The organism is Micromonospora sp. Llam0, assembly GCF_003751085.1.
GTDB lineage: Bacteria > Actinomycetota > Actinomycetes > Mycobacteriales > Micromonosporaceae > Micromonospora_E.
In genome coordinates this window covers 3365621-3381443 of sequence record NZ_RJJY01000001.1, presented here as the reverse complement: position 1 = coordinate 3381443, position 15823 = coordinate 3365621, and the positions used below count along the sequence as shown (strand labels likewise).

13 protein-coding genes are annotated in these 15823 nt (G+C 72.5%); 9 read left to right on the top strand and 4 right to left on the bottom strand.

Going from position 1 to position 15823, the window contains the following annotated elements; translation table 11 throughout:
- Nucleotides 1-31 precede the first annotated feature (31 nt).
- Genes EDC02_RS14685 through EDC02_RS14665 form a run of 5 tightly spaced genes read left to right on the top strand, consistent with a single transcriptional unit; the run spans nucleotide 32 to nucleotide 5169 of the window.
- Nucleotides 32-952 (top strand): STM4015 family protein, encoded by a 921-nt coding sequence (locus tag EDC02_RS14685; RefSeq protein ID WP_123602447.1) that lies wholly within the window; start codon nucleotides 32-34, stop codon nucleotides 950-952.
- Between the two features lie 20 nt (nucleotides 953-972).
- A complete protein-coding gene (locus EDC02_RS14680) occupies nucleotides 973-2088 on the top strand; it encodes an STM4014 family protein (protein WP_123602446.1) in 1116 nt (371 codons plus the stop codon).
- Nucleotides 2085-2915, top strand: coding sequence for an STM4013/SEN3800 family hydrolase (locus EDC02_RS14675; protein ID WP_123602445.1), 831 nt, complete (start codon nucleotides 2085-2087; stop codon nucleotides 2913-2915). The genes EDC02_RS14680 and EDC02_RS14675 overlap by 4 nt, the downstream gene beginning before the upstream one ends.
- Nucleotides 2912-4237, top strand: coding sequence for an STM4012 family radical SAM protein (locus EDC02_RS14670; RefSeq protein WP_123602444.1), 1326 nt, complete (start codon nucleotides 2912-2914; stop codon nucleotides 4235-4237). The genes EDC02_RS14675 and EDC02_RS14670 overlap by 4 nt, the downstream gene beginning before the upstream one ends.
- A gap of 5 nt (nucleotides 4238-4242) precedes the next feature.
- Nucleotides 4243-5169 carry an STM4011 family radical SAM protein gene (locus tag EDC02_RS14665; RefSeq protein ID WP_199757640.1) on the top strand — a complete coding sequence of 309 codons (927 nt, stop codon included), beginning with the start codon at nucleotides 4243-4245 and terminating at the stop codon, nucleotides 5167-5169.
- On the opposite strand, the gene EDC02_RS14660 is transcribed toward EDC02_RS14665, so the two are convergent.
- Both EDC02_RS14660 and EDC02_RS14655 read right to left on the bottom strand, forming a co-directional pair.
- A complete protein-coding gene (locus tag EDC02_RS14660; protein ID WP_123602443.1) occupies nucleotides 5156-6403 on the bottom strand; it encodes a glycosyltransferase in 1248 nt (415 codons plus the stop codon). The genes EDC02_RS14665 and EDC02_RS14660 overlap by 14 nt on opposite strands.
- Nucleotides 6404-6452: 49 nt before the next feature.
- Nucleotides 6453-6746 (bottom strand): antibiotic biosynthesis monooxygenase, encoded by a 294-nt coding sequence (locus EDC02_RS14655; RefSeq protein ID WP_123602442.1) that lies wholly within the window; start codon nucleotides 6744-6746, stop codon nucleotides 6453-6455.
- A gap of 407 nt (nucleotides 6747-7153) precedes the next feature.
- Here EDC02_RS14655 and EDC02_RS14650 point away from each other — a divergent pair, with 407 nt between their 5' ends.
- Nucleotides 7154-8152, top strand: coding sequence for a TerC family protein (locus tag EDC02_RS14650; RefSeq protein WP_123602441.1), 999 nt, complete (start codon nucleotides 7154-7156; stop codon nucleotides 8150-8152).
- A 51-nt stretch (nucleotides 8153-8203) separates the two neighbouring features.
- Here EDC02_RS14650 and typA read toward each other — a convergent pair whose 3' ends face one another.
- Nucleotides 8204-10069: a translational GTPase TypA gene (typA, locus tag EDC02_RS14645; protein ID WP_123602440.1), complete on the bottom strand. Its 1866-nt coding sequence runs from the start codon at nucleotides 10067-10069 to the stop codon at nucleotides 8204-8206.
- A 4-nt stretch (nucleotides 10070-10073) separates the two neighbouring features.
- The gene (locus tag EDC02_RS14640; protein WP_123602439.1) at nucleotides 10074-12200 is read right to left on the bottom strand and encodes an MMPL family transporter; all 2127 of its coding nucleotides are present in this window, start codon (nucleotides 12198-12200) and stop codon (nucleotides 10074-10076) included.
- 125 nt (nucleotides 12201-12325) lie between these two features.
- On the opposite strand from EDC02_RS14640, the gene EDC02_RS14635 reads away from it, so the two are divergent.
- From EDC02_RS14635 to EDC02_RS14625, 3 genes are all read left to right on the top strand, one after another.
- Entirely contained in the window at nucleotides 12326-12847 is a 522-nt protein-coding gene (locus tag EDC02_RS14635) for a MarR family winged helix-turn-helix transcriptional regulator (protein WP_123602438.1), read from the top strand.
- A 46-nt stretch (nucleotides 12848-12893) separates the two neighbouring features.
- Nucleotides 12894-14558, top strand: a complete 1665-nt coding sequence (locus EDC02_RS14630; protein WP_123604797.1) for a CocE/NonD family hydrolase — start codon at nucleotides 12894-12896, stop codon at nucleotides 14556-14558.
- A 436-nt stretch (nucleotides 14559-14994) separates the two neighbouring features.
- Nucleotides 14995-15813, top strand: coding sequence for an N-acetylmuramoyl-L-alanine amidase (locus EDC02_RS14625; protein WP_123602437.1), 819 nt, complete (start codon nucleotides 14995-14997; stop codon nucleotides 15811-15813).
- Nucleotides 15814-15823 lie beyond the last annotated feature (10 nt).

Below are 15823 nucleotides of genomic sequence, written 5' to 3'. Positions count from 1 at the left end.
GCAGCCCCACGCCCTCCCCGGAGCACCGTCGATGACCATCAACGAGCACATCACCCACTTCGCCGGACTGCCGGTGGTCGACTTCGACCCGCAGACGGCGGCGCAGCACACCGGCTCCCCGGTCGCCTGGCGACTCAGCGCGTCGGAGGAGGACGAGGTCGAATTCGCCCAGCTCTTCGCCACCTGGCTGGACACCGTCGACCCGGCGAGCGTCGAGGCGCTGGTGACCGGCGACTGGGGCGAACCGTGGGACGTCGCGTTCCCGCTGGAGCTGCTGGTCGACGCCGCACCCCGGCTGACCAGCCTGCGGGCCGTCTTTCTCGGCGAGATGACCTTCGACGAGTGCGAGATCTCCTGGATCCTGCAACCCGACGTCACCCCGCTGCTGGCCGCCTACCCGGCGCTGCAGGTGCTGCGGGTACGCGGTGCGATGTCGCTGCTGTTGCAGCCGGTCCGGCACACCGGGCTGCGGGAGTTCGCCATCGAGTCCGGCGGGCTGCCGGCCGCCCTCACCCGCGCCGTGGCCGCCAGCGACCTGCCGGCCTGCACCCATCTGGAACTGTGGCTGGGCACCCCCGACTACGAAGGTGACACCTCAGTGGACGACCTGGCGCCGATCCTCGACGGCACCCGGCTGCCCGCGCTGCGTACCCTCGGGTTGCGCAACGCCGAGATCGCCGACGCGGTCGCCGCCGCGCTGACCGCCGCGGCGGTGGTGCCCCGCCTGGAAACCATCGACCTGTCGTTGGGCACCCTCGGCGACGACGGGGCCACCGCCCTGCTCGCCGGGCAGCCGCTGACCCACCTGCGCCGTCTCGACCTGCACCGGCACTACCTGTCCGACGCGATGATGGTCCGGTTGCCGGCCGCGCTGCCCGGCGTCGACGTCGACCTGAGCGACCAGCAGCAGGTCGACCCGCACCGGGGGCGGTACGTCTCGGTCGGCGAATGACCGGTTGTTAACCTCACCCGATGAGCCACACCACGCCGCTGGTCGTGGTCGGCAACCCGGGCAACCGGCGGGTCGGGGCGTTCCGCACCGCCGCGCACGCCGCTGGCCTGCGGGTTCGGGTGCTGCCCTGGCGGGAACTCGCCGCCGGGGAGGAGGTCGCCCTGCCCGGCGGGGCGACGGTACGGATCGACTCGCCGGGCGAGGACTCCGAGGTGGACCGGCTGCTGCGCGGCGCCGGCCGGCCACTCGACCACGGCGAGATCAGCGGCGGCGCCGCCTGGTACGCCGGACTGCGTACCGCCCTGGGCCGGCTCACCGCCGCCGCCCGGCGGGCCGGCGCGACCCTGCTCAACGACCCGGCCGACATCGCCGTACTGTTCGACAAACGTGCCGGGCATCGGCGGCTGGCCGCCGCCCGGGTGGCGCAACCGGCCATCCTGGACACCGTGCCCGGTGACTGGGCGCAGCTGCGTACCGCTCTGTCCGACGTCGGCTGGGCCCGGGTCTTCGTCAAGCCGGTGCACGGGTCGTCGGCGTCCGGGGTGCTCGCCCTGCACGTGCACGGCCGGCGGGTGCAGGCGGTCACCTCGGTCGAGCTGGCCGGCGACGGGCGGCTGTTCAACTCGTTGCGGGTGCGCACCTACCGTACCGAGCGGGAGGTTGCCTCTATCGTGGACCGGTTGGCGCCGGACGGGTTGCTGGTGCAGCGCTGGTTCCCGAAGGCCGGCCTGCTTGGCCGGGTCGTCGACGTGCGGGTGCTGGTGATCGCCGGTGAGCCGGGCCACGTCGTGGGGCGCAGCAGCGACGGCCCGCTGACCAACCTGCACCTGGGCAACCGGCGTGGTGACCCGGCGGCGGTGCGGGCGGCGTTCGGCCCGCGCCGGTGGGCGGCGGCGCTGGCCGACTGCGTGCGCGCGGCGCGCTGCTTCACCGGCAGCCTGCACGTCGGAGTGGACCTGATGATCGGCAGTGACTGGCGGCGGCACGCCGTGGCGGAGGTGAACGCCTTCGGGGATCTGCTCCCCGGGGTGTGCGACGCCGCCGGGCGGGACAGCTACGCTGCCCAACTGCATGCCATACGTACCGGCCGATTCGCCGCCTGGCGGACCAGGGCCGCGATGGGGAGGTCGGCATGAAGGACCTGATCGGCAGCCACGACCTGCTGTTCGTCACGCTCGACACGTTGCGCTACGACGTGGCGGCGGAGCTACTCGCCGCCGGTCGGACACCGCAGTTGGCCCGCGCGCTGCCGGACGGGCAGTGGCAGCGCCGGCACAGCCCGGCCAGCTTCACGTACGCCGCACATCAGGCGTTCTTCACCGGCTTCCTGCCCACTCCGGCCGAGCCGGGCCGTCATCCCCGGATGTTCGCCGCGGCGTTCCCCGGCAGCGCCACCACCGACGAGCACACCTGGGTCTTCGACGCACCCGACCTGGTCACCGCGCTGCGCAAGGAGGGCTACCACACGGTGTGTGTGGGCGGTGTCGGCTTTTTCAACCGGTCCTCGCCGTTGGGTGCGACCCTGCCGGGGCTGTTCGCCGAGGCGCACTGGGAGTCGGCGTTCGGGGTGACCGCGCCGGGCTGCTTCGAGGCCCAGCTGGATCGGATCGCCGAGGTCGTCCCGGCCGTCCCCGCCGACCAGCCGCTGTTTCTGTTCGTCAACGTGGCCGCGATGCACCAGCCGAACCGGCACTACCTGCCGGGTACCGAACGCGACAACCGGGACAGCCACGCCGCCGCACTGGAGTACGTCGACCGGCACATCGGCCGGCTGTTCGCGCTGGCCAGTTCCCGGGGCCGGCCCTGCCTGACGATCATCTGCGCCGACCACGGCACCGCGTACGGCGAGGACGGGCACAGCGGGCACCGGGTCGGCCACGAAGTGGTGTGGACGGTCCCGTACGCCGATTTCGTGATCGCCCCCGGCGACTGGTCCGACGCCGCGACGCCGGACCCGGCGTGACCGTCGCGGCCCTGGACGCCTCGCCGTACCAGGGCTATCTGTACGGGTATCCGCACAAGACGGCGTACCGGCCGCTGCGGCCGCGCCCCGCGCTGGCCGACGTCTGGTCCGGGCAGCGCCGCACGGACCTGTTCTGCTACCTGCACCTGCCGTTCTGCGAGATGCGCTGCGGCTTCTGCAACCTGTTCACCCGGGCCAACCCGCCGGCCGGGCAGGTGGCCGCCTACCTCGACCAGCTGAGCCGCCAGGCGGTCCGGGTGGCCGCCGCGCTCGGCGACGACGCCCGGTTCGCCCGGGTCGCCGTCGGCGGCGGCACCCCCACCTACCTGGACCCGGACGAGCTGTCGACGATGTTCGACCTGATCGACCGGTTCCGGCCGGCGGGCGTACCGACGGCGGTGGAGACCTCACCGGCCACCGCCACGCCGGACCGGCTGGCGGTGCTCGCCGCCCGCGGCACCACCCGGATCAGCATCGGTGTGCAGAGCTTCCTCGACGCCGAGGCGCGGGCCGCCGGCCGGCCGCAGCGTCGCGTCGAGGTCGAGCGTGCCCTGGCAGCCATCCGGGACCAGCCGATTCCGGAGCTGAACATCGACCTGATCTACGGCATCCCCGGCCAGACCGACGCCACCTGGGCGCAGTCGCTCGACGCGGCGCTGCGCTGGGAGCCGGCGGAGATCTACCTCTACCCGCTCTACGTCCGCCCGCTGACCGGCCTGGCCCGCCGCGCCCCGGCCGACCTGCCTGATCCACAGTGGGACGCCCAACGGCAGGTGCTGTACCGGCACGGCGTCGACCGGCTGCTCGCCGCCGGCTACCGGCAACTGTCGATGCGGCACTTCCGCCGCGCGTCGCTGCCGGTCGTCGACGCCCCGGAATACTCCTGCCAGGAGGACGGGATGGTCGGCCTGGGCTGCGGTGCCCGCTCCTACACCAGCGACCTGCACTACTCGTTCGACTACGCGGTCTCCGTCGGGCAGGTGCGGGCGATCATCGACGACTATCTGCGCCGGCCGGAGTCCGACTTCGACGTCGCCGAGGTGGGTTTCCGGCTGGACCGCGACGAACAGCGTCGGCGCTGGCTGATCACCTCGCTGCTGCGCGCCGACGGATGCGACCAGGCGGCGTACGCGGCGCGGTTCGCCACCCGGATCGTCGACGACTTCCCGCAACTGGCGACGCTGGTCGATCGGGGCTGGTTGGCGGTCACGGCGGACCGGCTGGCGCTGACCGCGGCCGGCCTGGCCCGAAGCGACGCGATCGGCCCGTGGCTGGTCTCGACCGTGGTCCGGGCGGCGATGGCCGGCCTACCGGCCCGGTGAGCCGGATGGACCTGAGCATCCTCTACCGGGGTCCGCTGGCCAGCTGCAACTACGACTGCCCGTACTGCCCGTTCGCCAAGCGCCGCGACGACCCGGCGGCGCTGCGCACCGACCGGGTGGCGCTTGACCGGTTCGTCGACTGGGCCGTGCGTAATCCGCACGGTGACCGGATCTCGGTGCTGTTCACCCCGTGGGGCGAGGCGCTGACCAGGTCCTGGTACCGGCGGGCGCTGCTGCGGCTGGCCGGGCTGCCGCAGGTGGGCCGGGTGGCGATCCAGACCAACCTGGCCGCCCGGCTCGACTTTCTGGCCGACGCCGACACCGACCAGCGTCGTCGGCTGGCGTTCTGGGCCACGTACCACCCGGGGCAGGTCGACCGGGAGGTCTTCCTGCGCCGCTGCGGCACGCTGCGTACCGTCGGGGTACGGTTCTCGGTGGGGGTTGTCGGCCTGCCCGAGCACCTGGCGGCCGCCCGGTCGCTGCGGGCCGCGCTGCCGGCCGAGGTCTATTTGTGGGTCAACGCCGCCGACGGGCACCGCTACGACGCCGCCCAGCAGGGGGCGTGGACCGAGCTCGACCCGCTGTTCGACTACAGCGTGCACCCGCATCCGTCGGCCGGGCGGTCGTGCCGCACCGGGGAGTCGGTGGTCTCGGTCGACGGGTCCGGCACGGTACGCCGGTGCCACTTCGTCGCCGAACCGCTGGGCAACCTCTACGACGGCTCCTACCGGGCCGCACTGCGCCCGCGCCCCTGCCCACTGGTCTCGTGCGACTGCCACATCGGCTACGTGCATCTGCGGGAACTGCCGCTGTACGACGTCTTCGCCGGCGGCGTCCTGGAACGCATCCCGCACGCCTTCCCCGATACGGCGTCGGAGGTCGCAGCGGCGGCCGGTCCGGCCGCCGCTGCGGATCCGGTCAGCGGCGGATGACCCGGTCGACGGCGCGCAGCACGGCGGCGTGCCCGTCCTCGGCGGCGATCCGGGCCGCGAGGTGCCGGGCCCGTTCGGCGTACGTCGGGCGGTCGAGCACCGCGCGGATGGCGTGCGCCAGTCGGTCGGCGGTGAGCCGCCGGGCCGGCAGCGGTTCGGCGGCGACCCCGAGCCGCGCCAGTCGGGCGGCCCAGAATGGCTGGTCGGCGATGAGCGGCACGGTCACCGCCGGCACCCCGGCCCGCAGCCCGGCGGCGGTGGTGCCGGCTCCCGCGTGGTGGACCACCGCCGCCACCCGGGGCAGCAGCCAGTCGTGCGGTACGTCGCCGACCGCGAGGACGCCTTCGTCGCCGACCCGCAGCCCGCCCCAACCGGCCTGCACGATCGCGCGTACGCCGGCCCGGCGCAGCGCCGTACCGATCAGCGTCGGCAGTGACGCGTCGAGCACCGCCATGCTGCCGAAGGTGATCAGCACCGGCGGCGGTCCGGCGTTGAGGAATCCGGTCAGGTCCGGCGGGGGAGTCCAGTGCGGGTCGGTGGCCGGCCACCAGTAGCCGATGACCTCCAGCCCGGGGCGCCAGTCGGCCGGTCGGGGCAGCACGCTGGGGCTGAACCCGTGCAGCACCGGCCAGCCTGAGCGCCTGGCCTGCCGCAGCAGGGCGGCCAGCGGGACCGGCGGCAGACCGAGCCGGTGGCGTAGCCGCCGGGAGGAGTGGTCGTACGCCCGGGCGCTGGCCGCCTCGGCGCCGCGCCCCAGCGCCCGGTTGCCGACCGGCCCGAAGGACCGGTCGCCGAGCAGCACCGGCGGGAAGTCGCCGGTCGGTGCGACCGGTTGCAGAAAGACCCCGATGCTCGGGATCCCGTATCGCTGCGCCACCGAGTAGCCCAGCGGCGCGGTCGTGGTGGCCAGCAGCAGTACGTCGGCGTCGGTGCCGACGTCGACCAGGCCGGTTGCGAGATCGTCGAGGTAGCGCCGGCCCTGCCGGACGAACTCGGCGGTGCCGCGCAGCCCGCCGCCGAGCCGGTGCAGCCGCCGCCCGCCGGGGGTGCGTTGGGCGGCGTACGGGTCACCGGGCAGCGGACGGAAGGCGAGACCACTGCCGGTCACCAGGGCTTCGAAGGTGCCGTGGGTGGTCACGGTGACCCGGTGGCCGGCGGTGCGCAGGGCCTGTCCCAGCCCGGTGTACGGTGCGACGTCGCCCCGACTGCCGGCGGTCACGATCTCTACCCGCACCGTGGGCTCCGGCTCGGTCCGAACCGGCCGGACACCGGCAGGGTCCGGGTCACGTCGGCAGGTCGACGAAGTGTTCGACCACCGGCGGCGCGGCGAAGTACGGACCGATCAGTTCCCGCCACCGCAGGTACCGGTCGGTGGCGCGGAAGTTCTGCTGGTGTGCGTCGACGGAGTCCCATTCGACCAGCAGCACGAACCGGCTGGGGCTCTCCACCCCCCGGGTCATCCGCACCGACCGGCAGCCGTCGGTGGTGGCGAGCAGGTGGCGGCCGGCGGCGTACGCTGCGGCGAAGTCGGCTTCCCGGCCGGGCTGGACATCGACCAGCGCGATCTCAAGCACCATGGCGGAAGCCTGCCACACGGCCGCGCCCGGACCGGCCCAGGGGGCCGGCTGCGGGCCGACGTCGGGCGGCGTACCGGCGGCTCCCGACGACTATCTAGCCTCCTAGGACGCGCCTGGAAGTTGTGCTTGTCGTCACCGGTGACCCGCCCCGGTGTGTCGTTTGCCCGGTGGTTGCGCAACAATGACGCAAGAGGAGGGGAGTATTCCCTCGCGTTGGTGTCGTCAGCACGGTTGGCCCGCATATTGGACCGACCCGGCACCTGCGGTCGTCGTCCCCGAGGCAGACAGTTCGGTGGACGATGGCGGAAGAGACCTCCGTCAGTCACTGCTGTGCGCATCTCCACGAAGGCCGGGGCGGTCCTGTCCCGGTTCCGGTCGGCGGTGCCCTGTGTCTGCCGGAGGTCCGAGTGAACATCCCAGCCTGGGTTTGGCTGGTCAGCCTGGTCGTACTGACCGCGGTGCTGATCGCCGACCTGTTGATCATCGTCCGGCGGCCGCATGAACCGAGCATGCGCGAGTCAGCCGGCTGGACCGTCTTCTACGTCGTGCTCGCGGTGCTCTTCGGCCTCGGCGTGTGGGCCACGTCCGGCGGGCGGTACGCGGGCGAGTTCTTCGCCGGCTACGTCACGGAGAAGAGCCTCTCCGTCGACAACCTCTTCGTGTTCGTGATCATCATGGGCCGGTTCGTGGTGCCCCGGAAGTACCAGCAGAAGGTGCTGCTGGTCGGCGTCGTGCTGGCGCTGGTGCTGCGCGGCGGGTTCATCGCGGCGGGCGCCGTGCTGATCTCCCAGTTCTCCTGGGTGTTCTACATTTTCGGCGCCTTCCTCATCTACACGGCGATCGGTCAGCTACGCCAGCCCGAGGCGACCGACGAGTTCTCTGAGAACGCGCTGGTCCGGTGGAGCCGGCGGGTGCTGCCGGTCTCCGGCGCCTACGACGGTGGTCGGCTGACCACGGTGACCGAGGCCGGCCGGCGGATGTTCACGCCGATGCTGATCGTCATGATCGCGATCGGCGTCACCGACCTGATCTTCGCGCTGGACTCGATCCCGGCGATCTTCGGCATCACCCAGGAGCCGTACCTGGTCTTCACCGCCAACGTTTTCGCGTTGATGGGGCTGCGGCAGCTCTACTTCCTGCTCGGCGGCCTGCTCGACCGGCTGGTCTACCTCAGCTTCGGCCTGGCGGTGGTGCTGGGCTTCATCGGGGTGAAGCTGGTGCTGGAGGCGTTGGCCGACAACACCCTGTTCTTCGTCAACGGTGGCGATCCGGTCGGCTGGGCACCGCACATCCCGATCTGGCTGTCGCTGACCGTCATCTTCGTGACCCTGCTGGTCACCACGGTGGCCAGCCTGGTCAAGTCGTCCCGGGACCGTAAGCGGGAGCTCGCCGAGATCGTCAAGTGACCGGCGCCGCCGGTGGGAGCCCACAAGCGGGGCCTCCCATCGGCGGCGGGTTCAGTTCTGGTGCTTGCGGCGGGACGCCGCCCGAGCCCGGGCGGTCTGGTCGAGGACCACCTTGCGCAGCCGTACCGCCTCGGGGGTGACCTCGACGCACTCGTCCTCGCGGCAGAACTCCAGCGCCTGCTCCAGGGAGAGCTTGCGGGGCGGCACCAGCCGCTCCAACTCGTCGGCGGTCGACGAGCGCATGTTGGTCAACTTCTTCTCTTTGGTGATGTTGACGTCCATGTCGTCGGCGCGGGAGTTCTCGCCGACCAGCATGCCCTCGTACACCGGGGTGCCCGGTTCGACGAACAGCGAGCCGCGTTCCTGCAGGTTGAACATGGCGAAGCTGGTCGCCACGCCGGTGCGGTCGGCGACCAGCGACCCGGTGGGCCGGGTCCGCAGCTCGCCGAACCACGGCTCGTAGGACTCGAAGACGTGGTGCAGGATGCCGGTACCGCGGGTCTCGGTGAGGAACTCGGTCCGGAATCCGATCAGCGCGCGGGCCGGGACCAGCCACTCCATCCGGATCCAGCCGGTGCCGTGGTTGACCAGCTGCTCCATCCGGCCCTTGCGGGTGGCCAGCAGCTGGGTGATCGCGCCCAGGTACTCGTCGGGGGCGTCGATGGTCAGCCGCTCCACCGGCTCGCAGACCCGTCCGTCGATCTCCCGGGTGACCACCTGTGGTTTGCCGACGGTCAGCTCGTACTGCTCGCGGCGCATCTGCTCGACCAGGATGGCCAGCGCCAGCTCGCCGCGGCCCTGCACCTCCCAGGCGTCCGGGCGCTCGGTGGGCAGCACCCGCAGCGACACGTTGCCAATCAGTTCCCGGTCCAGCCGGTCCTTGACCAGCCGGGCGGTCACCTTCGACCCCTTGACCTTGCCGGCCAACGGTGAGGTGTTGGTGCCCAGGGTCATCGAGATCGCCGGCTCGTCGACGGTGATCAACGGCAGCGGGCGCGGGTCGTCCGCGTCGGCCAGGGTCTCGCCGATCATGATGTCCGGGATGCCGGCCACCGCCATGATGTCGCCCGGGCCGGCGGCCTCGGCGGGCTTGCGTTCCAGGCCTTCGGTCATCAGAAGCTCGGAGATGCGGACCTTCTGCAGGCTGCCGTCGGTGCGGCACCAGGCGACGGTCTGGCCCTTGCGGATGGTGCCCTGCCGGACCCGGCACAGCGCCAGCCGGCCCAGGAACGGCGACGCGTCGAGGTTCGTCACGTGCGCCTGCAGCGGTGCGTCCGGGTCGAAGGCCGGCGCCGGGATCGTCTCCAGCAGGGTCCGGAACAGCGGTTCCAGATTGTCGCTGTCGTCCGGCACCGCACCGCCGGCCGGCTGGGTGAGCGAGGCGACACCGTCGCGGGCGCAGGCGTACACGATCGGGAAGTCGATCTGGGTCTCGTCAGCGTCGAGGTCGAGGAAGAGTTCGTACGTGTCGTCGACGACCTCTTTGATCCGCGCGTCCGGCCGGTCCACCTTGTTGATCACCAGGATGATCGGCAGCCGGGCCTGCAGCGCCTTGCGCAGCACGAACCGGGTCTGCGGCAGTGGCCCCTCGCTGGCGTCGACCAGCAGCACCACGCCGTCGACCATGGTGAGGCCGCGTTCCACCTCGCCGCCGAAGTCGGCGTGCCCCGGAGTGTCGATGATGTTGATGACGACCGGGTCGCCCTGGTCGGGCAGGTAGCTGATCGCGGTGTTCTTGGCCAGGATGGTGATGCCCTTTTCGCGCTCCAGGTCCATGGAGTCCAGCGCCCGGTCGGGCAGTTCGGCGCGGGTGTGCAGCTGGCCGCCTTGGCGCAGCATCGCGTCCACCAGCGTGGTCTTGCCGTGGTCGACATGCGCGATGATGGCCACGTTGCGGAGATCGGAGCGGGTCTGCATGCTCCTATCCTCCGGCATCGGCGTGCCGGCCCGGCATCGGGTCGGCCCCGACCGGCACCGGTGCCGGCTCCGGGACGCGGCGGCGGGCGAGCGCGCTGGGCCACCAGAACCGCCGGCCGAGGACCATCGCGATCGCCGGCACCAGCAGGGTCCGGACCAGCAACGTGTCGAGCAGTACGCCGAACCCGACGATCACCCCGATCTCGGTCAGGGTGACCAGCGGCAGCACGCCGAGGACGGTGAAGACCGCGGCGAGCAGGACGCCGGCGCTGGTGATCACCCCGCCGGTGACGGCGAGCGCGGTCCGCATGCCCTGCCGGGTGCCGTCGACCGCCGCCTCCTCCCGGGCCCGGGTGGTCAGGAAGATGTTGTAGTCGACGCCGAGGGCGACCAGGAACAGGAACGCCAGCAGCGGCACGCTGGTGTCCAGCGCCGGGTAGCCGAGCACCTGGGTGAACAGGGTGGTGGCCGCGCCGAGGGCGGCGAAGAAGGTGGCGACGACCGTACCGACCAGGATCAGTGGCGCGACGATGGAGCGCAGCAGCACGATCAGCACCGCCAGCACCATCACCAGCACGAGTGGGACGACGACCCGCAGGTCACGCAGGGCGGCGTCGCGGGTGTCCAGGTTCTCGGCCACCGAGCCGCCGACGAGGGCGTCGGCCTCCGGCACGGAGCCGAGCGTGGCCCGCAGGTCCCGGATGACGCGGTAGCTTTCCGCGCTGTCCGGTTCGGCGCGTAGCACCACCTCGACGACGGCGAGGTCGTCGGTGCCGCCAGCGGGTCGGGCGCTGGCGACTCCGTCGACCGTTTCGACGGCGGCGAGCACCGCCGGGGCCCGGGCGGCGTCGGCGACGACGATCACCGGGTCGGCGGCGCCGGGTGGGAAGGACCGGGACAGGGTGGCCAGCCCGTCGATGGATTCGGCGCTGACCCGGAACTGTTCGGTCTTGCTCAGCCCGATCCGGGCGTCGAGCAGGCCGGTGGCCAGCACGGCGAGCAGTAGCAGGGATCCGGCGAGCACGGTGCGCGGCCGGCGGCTGACCAGCGCGCCGGCCCGGGCCCAGATGCCGCTGCGGGTGGGGTCGGGCTGTCCTGGGCGGGGGACGAACGGCCAGAACAGGCCACGTCCGCAGACGGACAGGGCGGCGGGCAGCACGATCAGGCCGTACAGCATGGCGGTGGTGATGCCGACGGCGCCGGCGACGCCGATCGCCCGGTCGTTGGCGAGTACGGCGGCGAGCAGGGTGAGCAGGCTGAGCACGACGGTCAGGGCGCTGGCGGTGATCGCCGGCCCGGCGGAGCCCAGCGCCCGGCGCAGGGCTCGGCGGCGGTCGGCTTCGCGGCGCAGTTCCTCGCGGTAGCGGGCGATCAGCAGCAGGGCGTAGTTGGTGCCGGCGCCGAAGACGAGCACGTCGACGATGCCGGTGGTGGAGGGGTCGATCCGCAGGTCGACGGCGCGGCTGACGATGGCGATGAGTCCGTTGCTGACGACGTCGGCGGTGCCGACCACGGCGAGCGGCACCAGCCAGAGCCAGGGGCTGCGGTAGGTGATCAGCAGCAGGGCGGCGACGACGGCGACGGTGGCGGCGAGCAGGGTGACGTTGGCGCCGTCGAAGGCGGCGGCGACGTCGGCGGTGAAGCCGGCGCCGCCGGTGAGTTCGGCGGTGGCGCCGGCGGGCAGTCCGTCCCGGGCTTCGGTGCGGAGCCGGTCGACGATCTCGCCGAGGCGTTCGATGTCGATCTCGGCGGGTAGTGGGACGGCGACCAGGGCGGCGGTGCGGTCCGGGGCGTACACCGGTGGACCGACGTCGCCGACGGCGTCGCGGGCGAAGGCCGCGCGGTCGGCGGTGATCGCGGCGTCGTCGGCGGCGGTCAGCGGGACGCCGTCGCGGGAGTAGACGACGAGGGCCGGGTTGAGCTGCCCGCCGGGTAGTTGCCGGCGCAGTTCGGCGACCTGGACGGACTCGGCGGCCTCGGGCAGCGCCCCGGTGGGGTCGTCGCCGGTGCGGGGGTCGCCAGCGAAGCCGATGACCAGGGCGGAGAAGGACGCCGCGGCGAGCAGGACCAGCCAGGCGGTCCACCGGCCGCAGATGATCGCGGTCAGCCGGGTGCCGAGCGGTGTGGGCATGTGTGCACCTCGTTCGTCGCCGGTTGGGCGGGGGCAGAATCTCACGACTATCCAGTATCTCGTTCATCAAGACTATAGCCAGGCTGGGATAGGGTCATGTCAGGGCACGGATCGGAGGGCACACGGTGGGCGCCGGTGTATGGGGGACCCGGCCGAGCGGTCGGTCAGCGGTGGTGGCGGAGATCATCCGCCAGCTGCGCAGCTACACCGTCGACGCCGGCCACGTCGGTCACGCCTTCGCCGCACTGCACGACCTGCACGCCACCGACCTGCAGGCGCTGATCGCGGTGATGGACGCCGAGCAGACCGGGGTTCCGATCACCCCGGGCGGCCTGGGCGCACACCTCAACCTGACGTCCGGCTCGGTCACCGCACTGGTGGACCGGCTGGAGCGGGCCGGACACCTGTACCGCGACCGGGACCCGGACGACCGGCGCAAGGTCCGGCTGCGGTACGCGGCCGAGGGCGCCGCCCTGGCCCGTGAGTTCTTCGCCCCGCTGGGCCGGCGTACCGACGCCGTGATGGCCGACTTCACCGACGACGAGTTGGAGACGGTCCGCCGGTTCCTGGTCGCGATGGGCGAGTCCACCCGGGCGCACCGCGACGAGGTGCGCGCCGCCGCCCGGGACGGCGGCCGTGGGCGCTGACGGCGTACCCGGCGGCCGGCCCGACCGGCGGTTCGGGGCTCCAGGCCTGCGGTGGTTGGGGGTCCCAGTCCTGCGGCGGCTCGGCGCCGGGGGTCCGTGGCGGGTCCGGATCCGGCGCGACCTCGCCGTGCGGACCCGCGACGGGCTGCGGCTGCGGACCGACCACTATCGGCCGGTGGGCGCGGGCACCGCGCCGACCGTGCTGATCCGGACCCCGTACGGTCGGGGCGGTCCGGTCCGGCTGCTCGGTCTGCTGTTCGCCCGCCGTGGCTGGCACTGCGTCGTCCAGTCCTGCCGGGGCACGTTCGGATCCGACGGCGACTTCGAGCCGCTGCTGCACGAGCGGGCCGATGGGCTGGACACGCTGGAGTGGCTGCGCCGGCAACCCTGGTACGACGGGCGGCTCGGCACCTTCGGCATCTCATATCAGGGCTTCGGGCAGTGGGCCACGGCCGCCCACGCCGGCGACGACCTGCGGGCGATGGTCGCGGTGGTCACCGCCGCGCAGACCCGCGACTCCACGTACGCCGGCGGGGGGTTTTCGCTGGACACGGTGCTGACCTGGGCGGAGCTGATGTCGGCCCAGCAGGTGCCGTGGCTGACCCGCCAGCGTGAGCTACGTCGTGGCCTGCCCCGGCTGACCGCCGGCCTGGCGCACCTGCCACTGGCCGAGGCCGACCGGGTCGCGACCGGCGCCACCGTGCCGTTCTTCCAGGAGTGGCTCACCCAGCACCGTCCGGCGGCACCCTACTGGTTGCCCCGTACCTTCCACCGGGAGGTCGCTCAGGTCCGGGCCCCGGTGTCGATGGTGACCGGTTGGCATGACATCTTCCTGCCGGCTCAGCTGGCCGACTACGCGGCGTTGCGGGCGGCGGGCCGGCGGCCCCGACTCACCGTCGGGCCGTGGACGCACGGCAGCCCCGGGCTGTTCGTCACGGCGTACCGGGAGGCGGCGGCGTTCTTCGCGGCCCGTTTCGGCGCGGGGCCCGGCGGGTCCGGCGGACCCGGCGCGTCCGGGGCGCCGACGCGGGGCAGCGGTGGGCCGTCCGGGCACCGGCCGGTACGGGTGCACGTCGCCGGGGCCGGCTGGCGTGACCTCGCCGACTGGCCGCCGCCGGTGACGACCACCGGGTGGTACCTGTGGCCCGGCGCTCGGTTGGACCGGGCGGTACCGCCCCGGTCGGCGCCGGACCGGCACCGCTACGACCCGGCGGCACCGACGCCGGCGGTGGGCGGGCCGATGCTGATCGCCCAGCACGCCGGGGTGCGCGACAATCGGCAGTTGGAGGCCCGCCCGGATGTGCTGACCTACACGAGCGGGCCACTGGACCGGCCGGTGGAGCTGATCGGCCCGGTGACGGCCGAGGTGTACGTCCGCTGCAGCGTCGCGTACTTCGACGTGTTCGTGCGGCTGTGCCGGGTCGACCGGCGCGGCAGGTCCTGGAACATCTGCGATGGACTGTCCCGCGTGGATGGTGCGACGGACGGCGAGGCGGTCCGGGTGCCGGTGACCCTCTGGCCGACTGCCTGCCGGCTGTCGGCGGGGGAACGGTTACGGGTGCAGGTCAGCGGTGGCGCGCATCCGCGGTGGGCGAGGAACCCGGGCTCCGGCGAGCCGCTGGGTACCGCCGCCCGGCTACGGAGCAGCCAACGGTGGATCTTCCACGATCCGCAGCGGCCGTCGGTGGTCTGGCTGCCAGTCGCACTGTGACCAATACTCAGAGTTATTTGCCCTGGTCAGAAGCTTGTCGGTCACGCTATTCTCGATACATGGCACCGTCGGGAGGACGTCGGTCACCAAGACTGACGACACCGGGAGGACCGGGGTCGAGCTGTCGCCGGACGTGCCAGTCGAGGTGAGTCACCGGCCCGGCCAGTCGGTGCACACAGTGGACCTGGTGGCGCGGCGGCGCCCGCACTGGTGAGCGGAACCACCTCGGTGAGCGGGGCCACCCGGCAGGCGGCGGCCGAGCCGGTCCACGGTCCCACATCCCTCCGACGCTGACCGCCGATCGGCCCGATACCGGTCGATCACACCTGGTCGGGCCGGCCCGCCGGCCGGGTCCGGCCGGACCCGAACAGCCGGCGGCCCCGACCAGGATCGATCCATCTACCCATCCGCCGGCTGGGAAAGGAGGCACCACCACATGGGAATCTGGACCGATCTCGCTACCTGGCGGGGTCCCACCGTGAACAGCGGCAACGGCACCGGTGCGTTGAACGAGCCGGAGGACCGCCTTGACGCCCACCACGGCATCGTGGTGCACATCGCCGCCGGGTACTTCGAGGGCACCATCGCCTGGCAGCGTAACCCCGCGTCGCGGGTGTCGTCGCACTTCGTCGTGGCCAAGGACGGACGCATCGCGCAGATGGTCGACACCGAGATCCGGGCGTGGACACAGCGGGCCGGCAACCGCACCTGGCTCAGTATCGAGAACGAGGGGTTCCTGCCGGACCGGCTCACCGCACCGCAACTGGAGGCGAACGCCCAACTGCTGGCCCGATCACACCTCGAACACGGCGTGCCGGTGCGCAACGCGAACAGCCCGCGCGAACGCGGTCTCGGCCATCACAGCATGGGTGCCGAGAACGGCTTCGACTGGGGACACAGCCAGTGTCCCGGCCCGGCGATCGTCGCTCAGAAGCCGACGATCGTCGCCCGGGCGGCGCAGATCGTCACCGCGATCCGACCGCCGGCACCACCCCGACCACGATGGATTATCGACGACCTCGACGACCCGGGAGACACCGTCATGTACCTCGTGCAGTGCACCATCCAGACCCCGAACCCGATCTACGTCGTGCACGACAGCGGCAAGGTCCGGCACATCGGGCCCGCCGAACTCGCCTATCTGCGCAGCCTCAGCGGCGAGGACGAGGTGCCCACCATCACCGAGTCCGATCCGGCCGCCTGCTCGCGGTTGCTGGCCGAGGCCCGGGTCGCCCAGGGCTTCCTGCAGAACTGAGCGGTCCGGG

Bases quoted from the DNA above. Each gene is read 5' to 3' on its own strand.
- EDC02_RS14685 (WP_123602447.1), top strand. From the start codon at position 32: ATGACCATCAACGAGCACATCACCCACTTCGCCGGACTGCCGGTGGTC.
- EDC02_RS14680 (WP_123602446.1), top strand. From the start codon at position 973: ATGAGCCACACCACGCCGCTGGTCGTGGTCGGCAACCCGGGCAACCGG.
- EDC02_RS14675 (WP_123602445.1), top strand. From the start codon at position 2,085: ATGAAGGACCTGATCGGCAGCCACGACCTGCTGTTCGTCACGCTCGAC.
- EDC02_RS14665 (WP_199757640.1), top strand. From the start codon at position 4,243: ATGGACCTGAGCATCCTCTACCGGGGTCCGCTGGCCAGCTGCAACTAC.
- EDC02_RS14655 (WP_123602442.1), bottom strand. From the start codon at position 6,746: ATGGTGCTTGAGATCGCGCTGGTCGATGTCCAGCCCGGCCGGGAAGCC.
- typA (WP_123602440.1), bottom strand. From the start codon at position 10,069: ATGCAGACCCGCTCCGATCTCCGCAACGTGGCCATCATCGCGCATGTC.
- EDC02_RS14640 (WP_123602439.1), bottom strand. From the start codon at position 12,200: ATGCCCACACCGCTCGGCACCCGGCTGACCGCGATCATCTGCGGCCGG.
- EDC02_RS14625 (WP_123602437.1), top strand. From the start codon at position 14,995: ATGGGAATCTGGACCGATCTCGCTACCTGGCGGGGTCCCACCGTGAAC.